At 68.9% G+C, this 19,672-nt stretch carries 21 protein-coding genes; 9 read left to right on the top strand and 12 right to left on the bottom strand.

Translation table 11 applies throughout. The features are described 5' to 3' along the window. Positions 1-21: 21 nt before the first annotated feature. Positions 22-1,200 carry an acyl-CoA dehydrogenase family protein gene (locus ABEA10_RS22770; protein ID WP_345467016.1) on the bottom strand — a complete coding sequence of 393 codons (1,179 nt, stop codon included), beginning with the start codon at positions 1,198-1,200 and terminating at the stop codon, positions 22-24. Between the two features lie 52 nt (positions 1,201-1,252). After that, a complete protein-coding gene (locus tag ABEA10_RS22765; protein WP_345467014.1) occupies positions 1,253-2,581 on the bottom strand; it encodes an APC family permease in 1,329 nt (442 codons plus the stop codon). 92 nt (positions 2,582-2,673) lie between these two features. Between ABEA10_RS22765 and ABEA10_RS22760 the strand changes: the two genes are divergently transcribed. After that, entirely contained in the window at positions 2,674-3,621 is a 948-nt protein-coding gene (locus ABEA10_RS22760; protein WP_345467011.1) for a LysR family transcriptional regulator, read from the top strand. Positions 3,622-3,668: 47 nt separating this feature from the next. Here ABEA10_RS22760 and ABEA10_RS22755 read toward each other — a convergent pair whose 3' ends face one another. The 6 genes from ABEA10_RS22755 to mtnP all read right to left on the bottom strand — a co-directional run bounded on the left by ABEA10_RS22755 (position 3,669) and on the right by mtnP (position 9,010). Continuing rightward, positions 3,669-4,511, bottom strand: a complete 843-nt coding sequence (locus tag ABEA10_RS22755) for a cyclase family protein (protein WP_345467009.1) — start codon at positions 4,509-4,511, stop codon at positions 3,669-3,671. 28 nt (positions 4,512-4,539) lie between these two features. Then, positions 4,540-5,208, bottom strand: a complete 669-nt coding sequence (locus ABEA10_RS22750) for a response regulator transcription factor (RefSeq protein WP_329256108.1) — start codon at positions 5,206-5,208, stop codon at positions 4,540-4,542. Beyond that, the gene (locus ABEA10_RS22745; RefSeq protein WP_345467004.1) at positions 5,192-6,025 is read right to left on the bottom strand and encodes a sensor histidine kinase; all 834 of its coding nucleotides are present in this window, start codon (positions 6,023-6,025) and stop codon (positions 5,192-5,194) included. The genes ABEA10_RS22750 and ABEA10_RS22745 overlap by 17 nt, the downstream gene beginning before the upstream one ends. A 324-nt stretch (positions 6,026-6,349) precedes the next feature. Beyond that, positions 6,350-6,904: an adenine phosphoribosyltransferase gene (locus tag ABEA10_RS22740; RefSeq protein ID WP_345467002.1), complete on the bottom strand. Its 555-nt coding sequence runs from the start codon at positions 6,902-6,904 to the stop codon at positions 6,350-6,352. A 2-nt stretch (positions 6,905-6,906) separates the two neighbouring features. Then, positions 6,907-8,094, bottom strand: a complete 1,188-nt coding sequence (gene metK / locus ABEA10_RS22735; RefSeq protein WP_345466999.1) for a methionine adenosyltransferase — start codon at positions 8,092-8,094, stop codon at positions 6,907-6,909. 37 nt (positions 8,095-8,131) lie between these two features. Continuing rightward, positions 8,132-9,010, bottom strand: coding sequence for an S-methyl-5'-thioadenosine phosphorylase (mtnP, locus tag ABEA10_RS22730; RefSeq protein WP_345466997.1), 879 nt, complete (start codon positions 9,008-9,010; stop codon positions 8,132-8,134). 237 nt (positions 9,011-9,247) lie between these two features. Between mtnP and ahcY the strand changes: the two genes are divergently transcribed. Further along, positions 9,248-10,684 (top strand): adenosylhomocysteinase, encoded by a 1,437-nt coding sequence (ahcY, locus tag ABEA10_RS22725; protein WP_345466995.1) that lies wholly within the window; start codon positions 9,248-9,250, stop codon positions 10,682-10,684. A 17-nt stretch (positions 10,685-10,701) separates the two neighbouring features. Then, the gene (locus tag ABEA10_RS22720; protein ID WP_345466993.1) at positions 10,702-10,893 is read left to right on the top strand and encodes a hypothetical protein; all 192 of its coding nucleotides are present in this window, start codon (positions 10,702-10,704) and stop codon (positions 10,891-10,893) included. 24 nt (positions 10,894-10,917) lie between these two features. Here ABEA10_RS22720 and ABEA10_RS22715 read toward each other — a convergent pair whose 3' ends face one another. Beyond that, complete coding sequence (locus ABEA10_RS22715; RefSeq protein WP_345466991.1) at positions 10,918-11,154, bottom strand: hypothetical protein; 237 nt, start codon at positions 11,152-11,154, stop codon at positions 10,918-10,920. Between the two features lie 209 nt (positions 11,155-11,363). Between ABEA10_RS22715 and ABEA10_RS22710 the strand changes: the two genes are divergently transcribed. Both ABEA10_RS22710 and ABEA10_RS22705 read left to right on the top strand, forming a co-directional pair. Further along, complete coding sequence (locus tag ABEA10_RS22710) at positions 11,364-11,690, top strand: antibiotic biosynthesis monooxygenase (RefSeq protein ID WP_345466989.1); 327 nt, start codon at positions 11,364-11,366, stop codon at positions 11,688-11,690. Positions 11,691-11,743: 53 nt separating this feature from the next. After that, entirely contained in the window at positions 11,744-12,085 is a 342-nt protein-coding gene (locus ABEA10_RS22705; protein WP_345466987.1) for a DUF190 domain-containing protein, read from the top strand. 9 nt (positions 12,086-12,094) lie between these two features. On the opposite strand, the gene ABEA10_RS22700 is transcribed toward ABEA10_RS22705, so the two are convergent. Next, complete coding sequence (locus tag ABEA10_RS22700) at positions 12,095-12,466, bottom strand: thioesterase family protein (protein WP_345466985.1); 372 nt, start codon at positions 12,464-12,466, stop codon at positions 12,095-12,097. Positions 12,467-12,704: 238 nt separating this feature from the next. Between ABEA10_RS22700 and ABEA10_RS22695 the strand changes: the two genes are divergently transcribed. Next, on the top strand, positions 12,705-13,868 hold the full coding sequence (locus tag ABEA10_RS22695) for an acyl-CoA dehydrogenase family protein (protein ID WP_345466983.1): 1,164 nt from the start codon (positions 12,705-12,707) through the stop codon (positions 13,866-13,868). A 41-nt stretch (positions 13,869-13,909) separates the two neighbouring features. Here ABEA10_RS22695 and ABEA10_RS22690 read toward each other — a convergent pair whose 3' ends face one another. Then, on the bottom strand, positions 13,910-15,892 hold the full coding sequence (locus tag ABEA10_RS22690; protein ID WP_345466981.1) for a glycosyl hydrolase family 18 protein: 1,983 nt from the start codon (positions 15,890-15,892) through the stop codon (positions 13,910-13,912). A 159-nt stretch (positions 15,893-16,051) separates the two neighbouring features. On the opposite strand from ABEA10_RS22690, the gene ABEA10_RS22685 reads away from it, so the two are divergent. Then, positions 16,052-16,906 carry an NUDIX domain-containing protein gene (locus tag ABEA10_RS22685; protein WP_345466978.1) on the top strand — a complete coding sequence of 285 codons (855 nt, stop codon included), beginning with the start codon at positions 16,052-16,054 and terminating at the stop codon, positions 16,904-16,906. A gap of 51 nt (positions 16,907-16,957) precedes the next feature. Beyond that, positions 16,958-17,887 (top strand): hypothetical protein, encoded by a 930-nt coding sequence (locus tag ABEA10_RS22680; protein ID WP_345466976.1) that lies wholly within the window; start codon positions 16,958-16,960, stop codon positions 17,885-17,887. A 123-nt stretch (positions 17,888-18,010) separates the two neighbouring features. Here the strand turns inward: ABEA10_RS22680 and ABEA10_RS22675 are convergent, their stop codons facing one another. Continuing rightward, a complete protein-coding gene (locus ABEA10_RS22675) occupies positions 18,011-18,964 on the bottom strand; it encodes a ribonuclease Z (protein ID WP_345466974.1) in 954 nt (317 codons plus the stop codon). A gap of 314 nt (positions 18,965-19,278) precedes the next feature. Between ABEA10_RS22675 and ABEA10_RS22670 the strand changes: the two genes are divergently transcribed. Next, positions 19,279-19,539, top strand: a complete 261-nt coding sequence (locus ABEA10_RS22670) for a hypothetical protein (RefSeq protein WP_345466972.1) — start codon at positions 19,279-19,281, stop codon at positions 19,537-19,539. The last annotated feature ends 133 nt before the right edge of the window (positions 19,540-19,672 follow it).

Genomic DNA, 19,672 nt, shown 5'->3' with positions numbered 1-19,672 from the left:
ATCGGTGCGATGGCCGGTGGATCAGCGGGTGAAGGCCGATCGGCCGGTGATACTGCGGCCCAGTATGAGCTTCTGGATGTCCTGGGTTCCCTCGTATGTGTAAAGGGCCTCGATGTCGGCGTGGTGGCGGGCCACGTGCCGGTCGATCAGGAGCCCGTCGCCGCCGAGGATGTCGCGCGCGTCCAGGACGATCTGGCGGGCGGCGGCGGCCGTGTGCAACTTGGCGGCCGACGCCTGCGCGAGGGTCGCCCGGCCCTCCTCTTCCAGGCGGGTCAGCCGCCAGCACATCAGCCGCATGCTCGTGAGGTCGGCGAGCATGCGCGCCAGCTTGGCCTGCACGAGCTGGAAGTCGGCCAGCGGATGGCCGAACTGCCGCCGGTTCACCGCGTGGGCGGCGGCGACCTCGTACGCCGCGACGGCGTGGCCGAGCGCCTCCCAGCAGACGTCCTGGCGGGCCTTGAGCATCAGCGGCGTGATCGCGCGCCACGACGTCGCCTCGGTCAGGCGGTTCTCGGCGGGCACCCGCACGCCGGTCAGCGAGATCTCGGCGTGGACCGCCACGCGGCAGGCGGTCTTGCCGCGCATGGCCGTCGCGGAGTACCCCTCCGCCGGAGTCTCCACGACGAAGCCGCCGACCTCACCGTCGTCGTCGCGGGCCCAGACCACGACGACGTCCGCGAAGGTGCCGTTGCCGATCCAGCGCTTGGCGCCGTCCAGGACGTACGCCGCGCCGTCGCGCCGCGCCCGCGTCTCCAGCGAGGAGACGTCCGACCCGTGCGCCGGCTCGGTCATCGCGAACGCGCCGATCGTCTCCATCGCGGCCAGCTTCGGCAGCCAGCGGGACCGCTGCTCGGCCGAGCCCAGCAGGCCGACGGCCATCATGGCCAGGCCGTGGCCGACGCAGAAGACCCGCAGGCCGCCGTCGGCGCGGGCGAGCTCGGCGGCGACGAGGCCTTCGGCGACCGGGCTCATCCCGGGGCAGCCGTCGCCCCGCAGCGCCCCTCCGGCGATCCGCAGGCCGCCCAGCCCGGGGACGAGCGGGAACGGGAACTCGGCGCGCTCCCAGTAGTCGTTGATGACCGGCAGCACCTCCGCGTCGACGAAGCGCCGGACCCGGTCGCGGATGTCGCGTTCCTCCGGCGTGAGCAGTTCGTCGACGAGGAACAGATCTGTCCGCGTGATGTCGTCACCGGCCGCCATGCCCCGACTCCCTCGGTCGTGTTCTGGTCTTTCCCCACGGGTATCGCCGCGCTCAGCCCACCCGCCCGGCGCGGTCGGTGCGCTGTGTGTACAAGTAACCGATGTAGAGCACGACGCCGACGAGGAGCCACGCCGAGCCGATGGTCACTCCGGTGACGCCGCTGGCGATGAGCAGACCCGCGCTGCACGCGAAGGCGAGGGGCACGACGATCCGCGGTGCCGGCGTCGAGAACGCGGGGCGCTCGCCGGCGTTGTCGCGGCGCAGCCGGACCAGGGCGAGCAGGGGAGGGACGAAGTGCAGGACGTACAGGAAACCGCCGGTCGAGGAGGACATCGAGACGGTGCCGACCACCGCCACCCCCTCGATCAGGAGACCGTTGATCACCACGGCGACCCACGGGGACCCGGTGCGGGCGCTCACCGCGGCGAACGGCGCCGGAAGCATCCGGTCGCGTGACATCGCGAAGACGGTGCGGGACGTCACCACCACGATGGCGTTCGCCGTCGCCGCAGTGGTCAGCAGGGCGCAGAACACGATGAGGTGCCGCGCGACGTCGCCGCCGAAAACGCCGGCGGCGTCGGCCAGCGGCGAGGTGGAAGACCCGAGATGGGCGGAGGAAACCGTGCCCACCGCGACGAACGCCACGATGAGATAAAGGAAGAGCACGCCGGCAAGCGTCAGCAGAATCGCGCGCGGCAGGTTGCGTTCGGGGCGTTTTATCTCTTCTCCGGCGGCAGCCACCATGTCGAATCCGCCGAACGAAAGAAATGCCACGAGTGCGGCCAGGAATATTCCGTTGATTCCGTGCGGCGCGAACGGGGTCAGATGGTCGAGGCTGACATGGGGCAGGCCCCAGAAAGAGAATCCGGCCAGGCCGATGATCGCCGCGGCGATCACCGCGGTCTGGACGCCTCCGGACACCTTGACGCCCAGGAGGTTCACGGCGATGCAGGCGGCCACCAGGATCGCCGCGCCCGCCGTGGTGGGGAACCCGGTGGCGGCGTGGAGGTAGCCGCCGAAGCCGATCGTCACGTAGCCGGACAGGAAGACGTAGGCGCCCCAGTAGATCCAGCCCATCAGGAATCCCCAGTGCGGGCCGAGGACCTGCCGGGCGAAGGCGTACCCGCCGCCCGCCATCGGCAGCCGGCACGCGAGTTCGGCATAGGGGAGCGCGATGAAAAGAGAGGCGACAAAGGCTAATGAGAACGCGATAAGGGCCGCGGGCCCGGCTTTCCCTCCGGCGACGCCCACGAGAACGAAGATGCCACCGCCGACGGTGCCTCCGATCCCGATCGCGACCGCTTCCTTGAGCCCCAGCTCACGCCGCAACTCTGCCGTCGTCCGGCGCTGGGGCCGCCGATCCGCGTCTACTTCGGCCATGAATACTTCCTATCGTGGCCAGAGGGGAGTTTTGTCCGGCTCGGAGTTTTCTGCAGGCAACTTTTCCTGCAAGCTCCTGTTAGAGTGCTTAAATGCTTGATGTGCGCCGCCTGTGGATCCTTCGCGAGGTCTCCAGACGGGGCTCGTTCACCGCCGCGGCCCAGGCGCTGGCCTACACCCCGTCCGCGATCTCCCAGCAGATCGCGGCGTTCGAGAGAGAGCTCGGCACCCGCCTGGTGGAGCGTGGCGCACGCGGCGTCTCGCTCACCGAGCCGGGGCGGCTGCTCGTCAGCCAGGCGGAGTCGGTCTTCCATCAGCTCGACTCGATCGAGAAGGAGCTGCGGGCGTTCGCCGGGCTGGAGTCCGGGCTGCTGCGGCTCGGCTGGTTCGCCACCGCGGGATCAACACTGGTGGCACGGTCGATCGCCGCCTTCCGCGTTCGCTACCCCGGCATCGAGCTCGACCTGTTCCAGGGCGATCCGGACGAGTGCGTGGCCGGCCTGCGCGCGGGCGAGATCAACCTCGCCCTCGTCTACCAGTTCGAGATGGAGCCTCCGCTCCCCGACGACATCGAACAGCTGGACCTGGTGGACGACCCCCTTCACATCGGGCTTCCCCTCGGGCACCCGCTCGCCGACCGGGACAGCATCGGGCTCGCGGACCTGGCCGACGAGCACTGGATCCAGGGAGTCCGGCACGGTCCGACCCTGGAGGTCCTGCCCGAGGCCTGCCGCGAGGTGGGCTTCGAACCGGTGGTCGCGCTGCGCACCGACGACCGGACCGTGGTCGAGGGGCTCGTCGCCGCGGCTGCGGGGGTGGCCCTGATCCCGCAGCTCACCGTGCCCACGGTCCGGACGGACGTCGTCGTACGGCCGCTGGACACCAAGGCGCTCTCGCGGAAGATCCGGGTCGCCCTGGCGCCCGCGTCCTACCGTTCGCCGGCCGCGCTGGCGATGCTGAGCGTGCTCAAGAGCGTCTGCGCCGAACTGAAGGACGAGGCGGCCCGCCGGCTCACGAGCGGACGAGGACGGACGGAGTAAGCCGCCAAGAGCCCGCGCGGACTCCGCGAACGGCGGCCGCAGGCGTGTCATCCCGCCGGCAGCCAGGCCACGGCCCGGCCGGGCGCGCCGGTGGCGTGTTCGACGTTCAGCGGCAGGAAGCAGAAGAACGCGCCGCGCTCCGGAAGCCGGTCCAGCCCGGTCAGGCACTCCACGTAGACGGCTCCCTCGCTCAGCCCTCGCACGTGTACGGCCTGCCCGCGGTCCCCGTGCGCCGGCCCCATGGTGGGCGCGTCGCTGCCCACGCAGCGGACGCCGCGCTCCAGGAGCAGTCCGATGGTGTCCACCTCGGGCGCCGGCCAGGCGGGACGCCGCCCGGTCACGACGATGTCGTGCAGGTACGCCGAACCGGCCTCGCCGCGCCGGTAGTGGACGTCCCAGCCGGTGCGGAACAGGCACACGTCGCCGGGCCGGAACCGGCCGTGCTCCTCCTCCCACTCCGTGATGACGCGGGGATCGATGATCGGGCTACGGCCCGGCTCATCGACGGTCCCCACGAGCGCGGACACGTCGACGACTCCGGCCGGCCCCATGGGGCGCTCCAGCGGCACCCGGTCGATCGACACGGCCCCGGCCGGCCCCGCGTACGGCAGCCCCGACCCCTCGGGCGGAATGAAGTGACTGGGGGCGTCGAGGTGGGTCCCCGTGTGCTCGTCGATCGCCATCCACCGGGTCGCGTACGGCCCGGAACGGTTGACGACACAGCCGCTGGGATCGCTCCTGCTCTCGAACCAGTTCCACGTCTTGTGCTGGAACGGCTGGTGGGTCGACCAGTAGCAGGGCAGGTCCTCGGCGATCAGTACGGACAGGTCGACGAGGACGTGATCTCCCGTCAGCATCGGGGGCGCTGCCGCGGTCGAGCTCTCGGTCATCGGTTTCTCCCTCCGGATCGACGCTGGATCAGTAGTGCTTCGGGTGCCGGAAGCCCCGGGGTTTGATGAGCCCCATCTCGATCGCCTTGTTGATGGCGTTCATCCGGGTCGTCACGTCGAGCTTCACGTACACGTTCGTCAGGTGCCGCTTCACCGTGCCCTCGGTGATGAACAGCCGGGCGGCGATCTGCGCGTTGCTGAGTCCGGCCGAAACCGCCGTCAGCACCTCGAGCTCGCGTGGTGAGAGCGGGGATTCCGGTGGTTCTCTTAACCTGATCACCGTCTCGCGGGACACCGAAACGACCACGTGCTGGTCGTCGTGCCGGGCACCCCGGATCGCGGCCAGCAACGCCTCGCGGGTGGCGCCCTTGATGACGTACGCCCGGGCTCCGGCGGCGAGCATCTTCTCGACCAGTCCCGGGTCGTCGTGCATGGTCAGGATGATCACGCGCGTGTCGGGAAGCTCGCTGACGATCTCCCGTACGGTCGCCTCCGCTCCCGGCCCGGGCATCTCGACGTCGAGCATGATCGCATCGGGATGTATCTTGCGGGCGATCGCCAGCAGTCCGCGGCCCGAATCGGCCTCGCCGACGACCTCCAGATCCTTCTCCCGGGACAGGATCTCCGCGATCCCCTCGCGGAACAGCGTGTGGTCGTCCGCGATGAGCACCCGGATCCGCCTATCCCCCGTGCTCACGCAAGGCTCCCCGTAGTGGCATCCCAATGGTGACGCGAGTGCCACAGCAGGGACAGGAGGCGATGTCGAGCCGGCCGCCGACGCGGACGGTGCGTTCGCGCATCGAGACCAGCCCGACGCTCTTCGCGGGTGGTAGCCGATGGGGTTCGAAGCCGCTTCCGTCATCTTCCACGACCGCGTCGATCCAGTCCCCGTTCGCCCGCACGTCGACCGCGACGCATTTGGCGCGCGCGTGGGTGACCGCGTTGAACACCGCCTCCCGTACGACCAGGAACAGCTCGTCGTGCACCTCGCGCGCGTCGCCCGGCGACGTCCGGGCCGGACCGGCGGGCTCGGCCGGGACCTTGCAGACGCGGTCGGCCCTGCGGTGTGCATCGTTCCAAGGCTCGGCCCTGCGCGGTGCATCGTTCCAAGGATGGGTGACGCGTTCGGCCATGGCGCGAAGGCGGGCGGAAAGCCGCCGGATCTCCTCAAGCGTCTCCGCGGTGGATCGCTTCGCCTGTGCGAGGCGAGATCGCGCCGCGGGTTCGGTCGCCTCCCGTTCCAGGTCCACCAATTCGAGGCTGTTCAGGACGGTGAGGACCGAATGGGCGATTCGATCATGGACATCCCGGCTTAACTCACGGAGTTCCTCCGTGCGTTCCTCCGTGCCCGCGAGTCGATCATCAACGACTTCAATGGTGGGCTCGGTCGTGCTGCTGGCGTGTGCGTTCATTCGTTCTCCAATGTGCAGAGAATTTCCCGGGCGTTCACGGACGTCGGCAGAATTCGCAAAGATGCCGCGTCCGGCTCGGCGGAGTGGACCAGAATAGGCCACGTCCGGTATGGGCGCGGAGCCACTAACTTGATCTTGCTGCTGTCGGCCTCATTGGCCTGCCGGTACGCTCGGGCGGCGGTGAAGATCGTGCTCGGACCGTGCATGAACGCATCGCCTCATTGACGAATCTGTTGATTTCCGCTGACGGAGACCTGCTAATGCGAAATATTTCGTCTGACCACGAAGTGGGCAGGGGGGCTTGCTCCGTGGTCAGATGGACGGTTCCATATCAACCTTTAGGTGTCAAGTCGATGACGCTGCCGGTAAATTTGTAACCGATGTTGTTGGTGTTAGAGCAGACACATCATGGAACGAGTTTTGACCTCAATTCCCGGTCGGCAGGACCGAAAACACCTTTTCCGCGCCGAGTCGGCGTTCACCGCCGAGCCCGGGAATGGTGACCACGACGGCACACCCGGCGACGGCCGCCCCGCTGCGGCGGACCAGTTCGCCGGCGGCCGCCATCGTGCCGCCGGTCGCCAGCACGTCGTCGACGACGATCACCCGCTCGCCGGGACGCAGGGCGTCTCGCTGGATCTGCAGTTCGGCGCTGCCGTACTCGAGGTCATAGCGCACCGACTCGACCGGTCCGGGCAGCTTGCCGCTCTTGCGGGCCAGGACCAGCGGCCGGCCTGCGTGGCGGGCCACCGCCGTTCCGACCACGAATCCCCGCGCCTCCACCGCCAGCACCCGGTCGAAGGCGCCGGAGAAGGCGTCGCTCATGGCGCCGGCGAGTGCCGCGAGCAGGTCCGGTTGCGAGAAGACGGGACACAGGTCGAGGAAGGCGATGCCGGGCCGGGGAAAGTCTGGCACGGTCCGGATGCTGTCGCGGATCCGTTCGGCGAGCCGCCGCCGGTCGGTCAGGGCGTCGAAATTCATGTTCAGATCCCCGTCACGTCGCGCAGCGCCGCGACCCGGTCACAGCGTTCCCAGGTCATTTCCGGTTCCTCCCGGCCGAAGTGCCCGTACACCGCGGTCTGGGCGTACTTGGGGCGCCGCAGGTCCAGATCCGCGATGATGGCCGCCGGCCGCAGGTCGAAGACCTCGTTGATGGCGTCCTGGATCTGCTCGGTGGGGATCTTCTCGGTGCCGAAGCACTCGACGAACAGGCCGACCGGCCGCGCCTTGCCGATCGCGTACGCCACCTGCACCTCGCACCGCCCGGCCAGCCCCGCCGCGACGACGTTCTTGGCCACCCAGCGCATGGCGTACGCCGCCGAGCGGTCGACCTTGGAGGGGTCCTTGCCCGAGAACGCGCCTCCGCCGTGCCGGGCCATGCCGCCGTACGTGTCGACGATGATCTTCCGGCCGGTCAGTCCCGCGTCGCCCATGGGCCCCCCGACCTCGAACCGTCCCGTCGGATTCACGAGGAGCCGGTAGTCGTCGGTCGCCAGGTCGAGCGAGGCGACCTCCGGAGTGATCACGTGCTCGATGATGTCCGGAATGAGAAGCCCCTCCAGGGACACGTCCGGGGCGTGCTGAGTGGAGACCACGACGGTGTCGAGACGGACCGGAAGGTCGCCCTGGTAAGCCAGGGTGACCTGGGTCTTGCCGTCCGGTCGCAGGTACGGCACCGTGCCGTCGCGCCGCACGGCCGCGAGACGGCGCGCGAGCCGGTGGGCCAGGGTCAGCGGGAACGGCATCAGCTCGGGGGTCTCCGAACACGCGTAGCCGAACATCAGGCCCTGGTCGCCCGCGCCCTGACGGTCGAACTCGTCGGCGCTCTCCGTACGGGCCTCGTAGGAGCGCTCGACGCCCTGCGCGATGTCCGCGGACTGCGCGCCGATCGACACCGCGACGCCGCAGGAGGCACCGTCGAACCCCTTGGCCGACGAGTCGTACCCGATGTCCAGGATCTTCTTCCGTACGAGCGCCTCGACGTCGGGGAGCGCCCCGGAGACCTCACCGGTGACATGGACGAAACCGGTGCTGATCAACGTCTCGATCGCGGCGCGGCTGTACGGATCGGCCTCCAGCATCGCGTCGACGACCGTGTCACTGATCTGATCCGCGATCTTGTCGGGATGGCCTTCGGCGACGGATTCCGAGGTGAACAGCCGATAGCTCATGAGAGTCCTCCGTTCCGGATGGTGTGTTCGTGGTCGATCAGCCGGTGAGATATCTGCCGATGAGGAGGTCCAGCCGCTCGCGCACAATGGGCGGTACGGCGGCCCGGTCGGTGATGATCGCGTGGGCCAGTGCCGTCTGACATTCGCACTCGGAGTCGGCCGGAAGTTTCTCGATGAGGCGGACGATCGTCCTCTTCGCGGCGTCGGCGTTGCGTGCCATGACCGCGGTGACCAGATCGGCGTCGACGGCCTCTTCGCCCGAACGCCAGCAGTCGTAGTCGGTCACCAGCGCCAGCGCCGAATAACACAGCTCCGCCTCTCGCGCGAGCTTGGCCTCCGGAACGGCGGTCATGCCGATGATGTCCAGTTTCAAAAGCCGGTAGAGCTCCGACTCGGCGCGCGTGGAGAATTGCGGTCCCTCGATGCAGATGTAGGTGCCGCTGTCGTGCACCGTGGCATCGGTCGCGCTGTACGCCGCCGCCATGAGTTCTTCGCGCAGCCGGCCGCAGTACGGGTCGGCGACCGAGGCGTGCACGACGATCCCGTCACCGAAGAACGATTTCGGCCGGCCGCTCTTCGTCCAGTCCACGATCTGGTCCGGCACCACCAGGCTTCCCGGGCCGTATTCCTCGCGCAGGCTGCCGACGGCGCTGATGCTGATGATCTGGCGGGCGCCCAGTGCCTTCAGCGCGTAGATGTTGGCCTGGACCGGGATTTCGGTGGGGGAGAGGCGGTGACCCCTGCCGTGCCGCGGTACGAATGCCACCGGCCGTCCGCAGATCCGGCCGACGACCAGGTCGTCACTGGGCGACCCGAAAGGTGTCTCGACGCGGACCGTCTCGGCGTTCTCCAGCTCCGCCAATTCGTACAGACCGCTGCCGCCGATTATCCCGACTTCTGCGCGTGCTTCGTTCATTTTGATATCGACCGCCTTTGCCTTCCGCCGGCTGTAATGGTTAGGTCCAGATGCACCGCTGCGCCGAAGATAACCCGATGCCTCAGTGGATGAATCCGCTGTAGGGAGAACACGTGTGCGACTTTGGTCGCAGCGTGATTACACCAATGGTGGTTATGCGAAAGATTGCCGCTCTACCTATTCTCGGGCCTCAAGGCGCGTAGAGACGTCCCATCGCCCAAGCGAATGGAGAGCGGGTTGAGAAATTACGAGTACAAGGTCGCCGATCTGTCGCTGGCGGCGTTCGGCCGCAGGGAGATCCGGCTCGCCGAGCACGAGATGCCGGGCCTGATGGCCGTCCGCAGGGAGTACGCCGAGTCCAAGCCGCTGCGCGGTGCGAAGATCATGGGCTCGCTGCACATGACGATCCAGACCGCCGTGCTGATCGAGACCCTGGTCGAGCTGGGCGCCGATGTCCGGTGGGCGAGTTGCAACATCTTCTCCACCCAGGACCACGCCGCCGCGGCGATCGTGGTCGGTCCGGACGGCAGCCCCGATGACCTGCGGGGTGTGCCGGTGTTCGCCTGGAAGGGGGAGACGCTGGAGGAGTACTGGTGGTGCACCGACCAGGCTCTGTCCTGGCCCGGCGGTGAGGGTCCGAACATGATCCTGGACGACGGCGGTGACGCGACGCTGCTGGTCCACAAGGGCGCGGAGTACGAGAAGGCCGGTGCGGTGCCGTCGGCGTCGGAGGACGACCCGGAGGAGTGGAAGGTCATCCTCGGCCTGCTGCGCCGTACGGTCGACGGCTCCGGCCGCTGGACCAAGACCGCCGAGCGGATCAAGGGCGTGACCGAGGAGACCACCACCGGCGTCCACCGGCTGTACGAGATGGCCAAGGCGGGCACGCTGGCGTTCCCGGCGATCAACGTCAATGACTCGGTGACCAAGTCCAAGTTCGACAACAAGTACGGCTGCCGGCACAGCGTGATCGACGGCCTGAACCGCGCCACCGACGTGCTGATCGGCGGCAAGGTGGCGGTCGTGTGCGGCTACGGCGACGTCGGCAAGGGTTGTTCGGACGCGCTGCGCGGCCAGGGCGCCCGCGTCATCGTCACCGAGGTCGACCCGATCTGCGCGCTGCAGGCCGCGATGGACGGCTTCCAGGTCACGACGCTGGACGACGTGGTGGAGATCGCCGACATCTTCGTGACGTGCACCGGGAACACCCGGATCATCAGCGCCGACCACATGGCGCGGATGAAGCACCAGGCGATCGTCAGCAACATCGGCCACTTCGACAACGAGATCGACATGGCCGGGCTGGCGAAGATCCCCGGGATCAAGAAGGAGGAGGTCAAGCCGCAGGTCCACACGTGGACCTTCGAGGACGGCCACTCCATCATCGTGCTGGCCGAGGGCCGCCTGATGAACCTGGGCTGCGCCACCGGCCACCCGTCGTTCGTGATGTCGAACTCCTTCACCAACCAGGTGATCGCCCAGATCGAGTTGTTCAACCACACCGAGAACTACCCGGTCGGCGTCTACACCCTGCCCAAGCACCTGGACGAGAAGGTCGCCCGTCTGCACCTCGACGCGCTCGGCGTCAAGCTGACCACGCTCACCAAGGAGCAGGCCGCCTACATCGGCGTCGACGTGGACGGCCCCTACAAGGCGGATCACTACCGGTACTAGTCAAGCCGGGAATCTCGATGAACGAGCAGAACGAGGTAGCGCGGGGCGGCCTGCCCGAGCCGCCCGAGCGCACCGGCCTGACAACGGGCCACGACGAGACCGACGACGTGCGGGCAAAGGCCGCCGGCGCCCTGCAGATCGCCCTGGACCGGCGAGACAACGGCGGGCCGCGAAACGATCCACCGGGAGGTCCCGGCAGCCCGGAGTGACGGCGATCTACGATGCTCCGGGCCTCAGAGTGTGCGGGCCGGTCCGCCGGGCGACGGCACGGTCACACGGCGCCCCTGGGACGAGTCGACGGAGGTTCGTCCCAGCGGCCGCCGGTTCCAGCGGTCACCGGCCGGGTCGTCGCCGCCGGGGTAGGGCCAGAGGTGATGGGCGGACCAGTCGTGTCCGTCGCGGCTGTCCGTCCCGAGCCAGGGGGCGAGCAGAGCAAGAACTGCGAGTGCCGCAAGAAGCATCCATGCCATGTGATTTCACCTCACTGGCATTGCCGGATCGAGACGTTGACTCCCTTCAACTATTGATTATGATGGCTTATCATGCCACCGACATCTACTTAAAGCTCGATTAAGTAGAACTAATGTCTTCGATATTCGTTTTGATTCATCGGTCGCGCGTTATTATCGGGTGACCCGGAAGAGGTGGCCCGCGGGTGCCGCCGATATCGGAGGAAGCGATGATCGCCAGGAGCTGGAGCGCTTCTGCGACCCCCGACGGGGCGGCCGCCTACCAGCGACATTTCGAAAGTCACGTGCTCTCCGAGCTGACCGAGGTGCCGGGATACCTGGACGCTTTCCTCTTATGCCGAGAGGAGTCGGGCCGCGTCGAGCTGACGGTGCTCAGCCTCTGGGATTCCACCGACGCGATTCGCCGCTTCGCCGGCCCGGAGTACGAGACGGCGGTGATCCACGATGACGCCAAGGCCGTCCTCGACCACTACGACACGGTCGTCCGGCACTACTCCGTGGCGGTGGCCGCCTCGCGGGCGGGTGGCACGGAGTGACGCGACGCGATCCGGAGCGGAGGCCGGTTCCGCCGGTTCGGGTCGCGCGACTGATGATCCTTGTGAGCGAACGCGCCCGGCGGAACCGCCGGCCCGTGCATACCGAGATCGTGAGCCGTGCCCGCGAGGCCGGGCTGGCGGACGTCGCCGTGTTACGCGGCCTCGACGGGCACATCGGCACCTCCCGGCGGTCGAGCAGAGGTCTCCTGCGCCGCCCCGACAACGTCCCGGTCGCCGTGCTCATCTTCGACCAGGAAGAACGCCTCCGGAAGTTCCTCGCGAGCCTGACCGGCATCACGGAGGACTGCATCGTGACGCTCGACATCGCCGAGGCCTATCGGTACGGGAGTGCCGGCTCGGACACCCGGAGCCGTGACCGCCGTGACACCGGCTGAGCGTGTGGATCAGTGGCCGGCGGCGCCCACCTGGCCATCACCGCGCCCGCCGGTGCGCGCCGCGAGCCGATCCGTGAACCGCGCCACGTCGATGACCGCACGCTGGTGGGTGCCCCGGCAGACCACGCCGGCGTCGTCGGACGCCCGTACGGAGAAGGTGAGCCGGCGCCCCTCGACGGAGACCAACTCCACCTCCACCGTGAGGTCGGCACCAGGAGGCGTGGGCGCCTCGTGGCTGAGATCGACATGGATGCCAAGGGTGCGTTCGGCGTCATTGAGCCGATCGGTGAGCGCGCGGATGCACGTCCACTCGACGATTCCGACGAGATAACCGGTGGCCAAGACGTCCGGAAGTGCCGCGAATTCGGCCGATTCGGGCAACAGATGCGGGACTGTCCTCTCGGGCGGGACGGTATACGTCATCGTCGCCGTCAGGCCGGGCCGCAGACCGTCGCGCATTCGCATCGTCCCATCTCGGTCACCGCCATCGCCGAGGGTAGCCCCGCATCGTGACGAGGGCCTACGTTATCCGGTCGAGGCGCTCCGACCGGGCACCCGCACCTCGTGAAGTCAACATCACTAAAACAGAGCTGTCAGCGCGGAGCAAGGGAGAGCGAAAATGCCGATGACTCCGGCCGTCCCGGGCGAACTCCTTCCCCGGCTGCGGGAGCTGGTCGCGCGGGAAATCCGTCCGCGCGCCGACGAGGACGAGGCCCACAGCCGCTTTCCGCGCGACCTGTGCCGCAGCCTCGGGAGCCTAGGCGTGCTCGGCCTGCCCTACCCACAGGAGTTCGGCGGGAGCGGATGGTGCTTCGAGGACTACCTGCGAGCGATCGAACTCCTGGCCGGCGGCTGGCTCACCATCGCCGAGACGGTCGCGGTGCACACCCTCGCGTGCTTTCCCGTCGCGACGTACGGCGACAGCGCTCAGCGTAAGGAGCTGCTGCCGGCCATGCTCGGCGGTGACCTGCTCGGCTCCTACTGCCTGTCCGAACCGGGGGCCGGCTCCGACGCGGCGTCGCTGACCACAAGAGCGGTGCTCGACAGCGAGCACTTCGTCGTCGACGGGACCAAGGCGTGGATCACCCATGCCGGGCACGCGGACTTCTACAACCTGTTCGTCCGGACCGGAGCGGAGGGTCCCGGTGGGATCAGCTGCCTGCTGGCGGACAAGGACACTCCCGGGCTGTCCCCGGACCGCCCCGAGAAGAAGATGGGGCTGACCGGGTCGCCCGTCGCGCAGGTGCACCTGAGCGAGGCGAGAGTCCCGCGGGCGCGGCTCGTCGGTGAGCTCGGAAAGGGGTTCTCGATCGCCATGTCCGCCCTCGACCGGGGCCGGCTGGGGATCGCCGCGTGCGCCGTCGGGCTGTCCCAGGCCGCACTGGACGTCGCGACCGACTACGCGATGACCCGGCGCCAGTTCGGCCGCCCCGTGGGCGAGTTCCAGGGTGTCGCCTTCATGCTCGCCGACATGGCCACCGCGATCGAGGCGGGGCGTGCGCTCTACCGCTCCGCCGCGCGCCGGCTCGACGCGGGTGAGGACATCACCAAGGAGGCGGCGATGGCGAAACTCTTCTGCACCGACACCGCGATGCGGGTCACCACCGACGCCGTGCAGATCCTCGGCGCGGTCGGTTACACCGACCGCTACCCGGTCGAGCGCTACATGCGGGAGGCGAAGGTTCTGCAGATATTCGAGGGGACCAACCAGATCCAGCGCCTGGTGATCAGCCGGCGCCTGGCCGCGCAGCGCCGGGACGCCGCCGCGGACGAGAACCGCTGAGCCGAGGAGCGGCCCCCCGGGGGGAGCCGCTCCTCGCTCCGTCACTTCAGGCCGCTGTCCAGGGCGGACATCAGGGTGCCGGTGTCACCGGACATCTCCCAGATCATCGCGCCGCCGAGGTTGTTGGCCTTGATGTAGTCGGTCTTCTTGCCGATGGACCACGGGTCGTCGAAGGTCCACCACTGGCCGTTCGCGCCCGTGTAGCAGTACGTCGCGACGGACTGCTCGTTGTGGTGGACGGTGCAGCCGGGGACGTTCGCGGCGATGTTCTTGTAGCCGCGCGTACCGGCCTCCTCGGGGAAGTCGCCCGGCGCCGCGCCGTTCGCCTGCTGCCACTCGCCGTTCGCGCCGCCGTCGGCCACCTGCTGCCAGCCGCGGCCGTAGAACGGGATCCCGACGAGGACCTTGCGTGGGTCCACGCCGGCACCGGTGTAGAGCTTGACGGCCGAGTCGACGCTGAAGTGGGTCGGGTACGGGTCGTTCGGGTCGACGTACAGGTTGGCCTGGTCGCCGGTGCGGTTCGGCTCCCAGGAGTTGTCGCTGCCGGAGCCGTGGAAGTCATACCCCTGCATGTTGGCGTAGTCGAGAGAGGAGAAGACCTTCGGCAGGTCCCAGCCGGCGTCGATCTTCGCCTGGTCGGCGGGGGTGAACGCGGTGAGCAGGTAGCCGGAGCCCAGCGCGTTCAGCTCGGTACGGAACTCGGCGAGCAGCGCGGCGAAGTCGGCCTTGTCGTCGGCCGAGTAGTGGTTGCCGGGATGTCCGTCGGGGCTGCCCGGCCACTCCCAGTCGATGTCGAACCCGTCGAACACGCCCGCGCCGGTGCCCGGTCCGCCCGTGCCGTCGGAGGAGGCGGGCAGGTTGCCCCTGATGAACATGTCGATGCAGGAGCCGACGAACTTCTTGCGCGACGCGTCGGTCTTGGCCACGTCGGAGAAGAACTTGGAGTACGTCCAGCCGCCGAGCGAGACGAGCACCTTGAGGTTCGGGTGCTTGGCCTTGAGCTTCTTGATCTGGTTGAAGTTGCCCTTGAGTTTCTGGTCCCAGGTGTCGGCGACGCCGTCGACGCTGTGGTCGGCGCTCACGGACGCGCCGTAGTCGGCGTACGCGTCGCCGGCGCCGGTGCCCTGGTCCGGGTCCTCCGGGTTGGTGGTGGTCGCCTTGGTCGTCTCGAAGCAGGTGAGGTTGTTCGGGTCGATGTTCTCGAAGGCGTAGTTGAGCACGGTCAGCTTGCCCGCCGCGCCGTTCGCGTCCAGGTCCTTCATCCAGAAGTTGCGGCCGTAGATGCCCCACTGCGGGTAGTAGCCGATCTTCTGGTAAGTGCCGCCGGTGCCGCCGCCTCCGCTCGCCTGGGTCGTGCCGGTGACGGACGCGCTCTTGGCCGACTCGTTGCCGGCGGCGTCGAGGGCGGTGACGGTGTAGGTGTGACTGGAGCTCGCGGCCAGCCCGCTCACGGTCGCGCTCGCGCCGCTCACGGTCGCGACGACCGTGGACCCCTCGTACACCTTGTAGCCGGTGACGCCGACGTTGTCGGTGGAGGCGGTCCAGGCGAGCGCGATCGAGGAGGAGGTCGTGCCGGTCACGTGGAGACCGCCGGGAACGGACGGCGCGGAGGTGTCGGTGCCGCCGCCCCCGCCGCCCGCGCAGGGCGAGCCGTTGAGCGTGCAGTTGGTCGGCGTGGCCGACTCCGGGGCGCCGTTGAACCCGAAGCTCACCGAGGCGCCGGGGGCCAGCGTCCCGTTGTAGGAGGCGTTCGTGAACGTGTAGTGGTCGCCGCTGTGGGTCAGCACGGCGTCCCACGCGGAACTGATCGATCCGCCGGCGGGCACGTCAACCTCGACCTTCCAGCCGTTCAGCGTGGTCGAGCCGCCGTTGGTGATCGTGTACTTGCCCTGGTAGCCGGTGCCCCAGCCGGAGTCCTTGGAGAATGTCGCGGTCGGCGTGCCGGCCGCCTGGGCGAGGTGGGGGAGCGTGAGGAGCGCCGTCGCGGAGAACGCGACGACGAGTCGGAGGACCGTTCGTTTCACTTGTTGCTCCTCGGTCTGGCGGGAAAGAGGAGCGCGACGCCGCACTAACAAAAAGGAAACTTTCCTGTAAGTCCGGACCGTAGCCTGACGGAAGCCGTGCGTCAATGCCCTCGGCCGGGCCGTCCCGCGGACCAGGCCGGCAAGGCCTAAGCTCCAGCCATGGGCGACGGCGACGGCTGGGCGAACTGCGAGGCGGGACATCGGCACTGGGGACGGTACGGAGCGGCGGGAGTGCTGGCGTACTGCATGGACCCCGACCCGTACATCCTGCTGCAGAAGCGGTCGCGGCTGTCGATCGGCGGTGGCACGTGGGGCCTGCTCGGCGGCGCCCGGCACAGTCACGAGAACCCGGTCGAGGCGGCCCTGCGCGAGGCGTCCGAGGAGAGCACGCTGGATCCGGCGACCGTCCACGTGCAGTGGCTGTCGCGCGAGGACCACGGCGGCTGGTCGTACGACACGGTGATCGGCCGGTTGCCCTCCCGGGCCGACATACGCCCGCAGTCGTTCGAGAGCGCCGCGGTCGCGTGGGTGCCGGCCGGCGAGGTCGCGAGCCAGAAGCTGTTCCCGGCCTTCGCCGAGGCGTGGACGCGGCTGTACCGGTCGCTGTACCAGATGGTCCTCGTGGTCGACGTGGCGAACGTCATGGGCTCACGGGCCGACGGCTGGTGGCGCGACCGCCGGGGTGCGGCCGAGCGTCTGCGCGACGAGATCGTCGCCATCGACGGCTTCGAAGACGTCCCGGGGGCGGTCGCCGACCTGTGCTATCCGGAGATCGTGCTGGTCGTCGAGGGGGCGGCGCGCGGCGTGGGCGATGTGGAGGGCGCCGAAGTCGTGGCCGCCCCGGGCAGCGGAGACGACACGATCGCCGAGCTGGCCGCGCCGCGGACACCGGACGAGCAACGTCTCGTCGTCACCGCCGACCGCGAGCTCCGCGCCCGCTGCGAGACCGCGGGCGCGACGGTCGTGGGCCCGCGCTGGCTCCTGGAGGCGATCCGCCGCTCCTGTTCCACCTGAGCGCCGGTCCGGTTCCGGTCGTCAGAACACGTCGCCAAGAAGGGTCGGAAATTGGGATACGCGGTTCATCCGGCGAGTCTCACGCGGTATCACGATCACGCACTCGCCCCCCACGTCCAGGCGCTGCGGGACCTGGAGAGGAGCCACGCCGACCAGGCACTGCCGGCCTTCCCCCAGGGGCTCGCGGCCAACGGCACCGCCGACCTGTTCAAGACGGTCAACGACCGGCTCGGTCGCGTACTCGGCGACGCGGTTCAGCACGCGGCGTCCAGCCAGACCAGGCTGGCCGAGACGACGCGGCGCTACAGCGGGGCGGAGGCCGTGAACCTGTCCTACTTCACCGGCGGCGCTCCGGACTCGGGAACGGTCGCCACGCCGCCTCTGCCGGCGCTCGACGGCCCTTCGTCACCGTCCTCCACGACTGAGGACCCGCAGGATCTGCTGGCGCTGCTTCGTGCCGGTATCGAGAGGCTGACCTCCACGGTCGCACCGCTGGGCGGGCTCTCACTGGTCCGGCCGGTCATCGACCAGCTCCGGGCGAACGCCGTCGACCCGCGGCACTATGACACGGCGGCGAGCGCGCACGCCGCACACGCGCGGCACATCTCGGCGTTGAAGTCCCGGCTCGACGAGTCGGCCAAGGCGACCGTGTCCTGGAACGGTGCGGCGCGGGACGGATTCGAGACGGACCGGAGACGCCACCTCGCCATCCTGGATGACGCGGAGGCGCACTCTCGTACGCTGTCCGCCGCGTACGGCGAGATGGCCACCACGATGCGCCGGTTCCTCTCGCACGCGGCACTGGCGATCGCCGCCTTCCTGTCCGCGTTCGCTGTGACGTTGTTCATCTCGCACTTCTTCGAGTCGGCCTTGTTCGTCTGCCTGGCGGAGATCGCCGCGTTCGTGCTCTACCTGGCCGGCTGGCTCGTGGTACGCCTCGTCGACATGGCCCAGACGGTCCGGAAGACACTCGCCGCCTAGTGCGACGGTCCAAGACCGGCCCGCCGGCCGGCGCGTAGCGTCAGCGCGCGCGGAACATCGCGGCGACCAGCGCGCTCACCACGCCCTGTAGAGCGGACGTCTCGGTGGTCACGGCGCGAGGCCCTATGGGCGCGACGCGGTCCCCGGCCGGTGTCGTGACGGCATCGGTACCCGAACGAGATCGCGCGCCATGACGATGTCGCCCGCGTACGCCGCGGCGGCCTCCTCGGCGAACCTCGGCTCGTCCTCCGCGCCGTACCGCTCGGAGAAGTGGGTCAGAACCAGGCGCCGTACGCCGGCGTCGGCGGCGACCCGTCCGGCCTGACGCGCGGTCAGGTGCCCGTACTCCTCGGCCAGCGCGGCGTCGGCGTCGAGAAACGTCGACTCGATCACGAGCAGGTCGGCCCCGCCGGCGAGCGGCTTGATCGCCTCGCAGAGCCGGGTGTCCATGACGAACGCGACCTTCTGGCCGGGCCGGGGCACGCTGCACTCCTCGAGCGTGACCGTACGGCCCCCGGGCGCGGTGACCCGCCCCTCGCGCTGAAGCCGCCCGACGAGCGGACCCGCGAGGCCGTACGCGGCGAGCCGGTCGGGAAGCATCGTGACGCCGCCGGGCTCCTCGATCCGGTAGCCGTAGGACTCGACGCTGTGGCAGAGCCGCCGCGCGGTGACCGTGAACGGCGCACCGTCCACCGCGACCTCCTGCACGTCCCCGCCGACGGGCCGCTCGACGATCACCCGCGTGTCGTTGAAGAGCGTGGCGTGGCGCAGCCGCCGCCAGTACTCGGCGCCGCTGCGGGGAAAGACCGCGCTGACCGCGTGCTCGACGCGGTCCCGCGCGATCCGCTGCACGACCCCGGGCACGCCGAGACAGTGGTCGCCGTGGAAGTGCGTGAGGCAGATCGCGTTGACGTCATGGGCGCTGACCCCGGCGCGGACCATCTGCCGCTGCGTGCCCTCCCCGGGGTCGAACAGGACGCCGAACCCGTCCCAGCGCAGCAGGTACCCGTTGTGGTTCCGGCTCCTGGTCGGCACCGCACTGGAGGTTCCCAGGACCACGAGTTCCCGTGAGGACATGCCCTCATGATGCCGGGCGCAGGGCGGGGCCGGCCGGATGGCCGGGCTCCCGATGGCCGGCGATGTTTTATCCGGCGTTGATTATTCCGGAGAAAAACGACCCGGAGCGAGATCCGGACGTTTCACCGCCACGATGCGCGCCTGTTCGCACCTTCGCGGGTGCGACCATCGAGTATCTGTTCCGCGCCACTCGCCGAGAGACGGATATGAGATATCAACGATGTACGTTGAGCCGCCGGATAGTGCTTTCCGAGGAGGCTGACATGCGGGATCCGTTCTAGAAGAAAACGCCCGATGCGCCCTTTGCCACGCTTGTGCGGATCGCCGGAACGTACTGTCGGCCGGAGGCCGACGAAGACGCGTACGACGACCTCAAGACGCTCGCTCGGCGTGGCGACCGTCAGGAGATGGCCGATTTCAAGATCGATTTACGAAAGGCGATCGTCGATCCTTCCGAGCTTCCGGAGTGGGAGCTCTACCGAGAAGTCCAGTTCGACGATGGGAGCACGGAGAAGTTCCTCCGCCGGCTGTGGCGCGACCTGTATCCGGACGAGCCCGTACCGGAACAGAGGTGAGGACGGGCCCGGCCGCGACCTGACCGCTCGCGCCGTCGAACGCGAAGCCGGTCACGCACCTCGGGGTGGGTCGGTGTCCCGGGGCCGAGACCAGCCCTCTGGCAGGTCGTCTCGAGGCTGGTCGGTGTTGATC

It is taken from the genome of Actinoallomurus oryzae (assembly GCF_039541955.1).
Classification (GTDB): domain Bacteria; phylum Actinomycetota; class Actinomycetes; order Streptosporangiales; family Streptosporangiaceae; genus Actinoallomurus; species Actinoallomurus oryzae.
The sequence above is the reverse complement of the archived record's forward strand: the minus strand, read 5'-3'. Positions and strand labels throughout refer to the sequence as shown.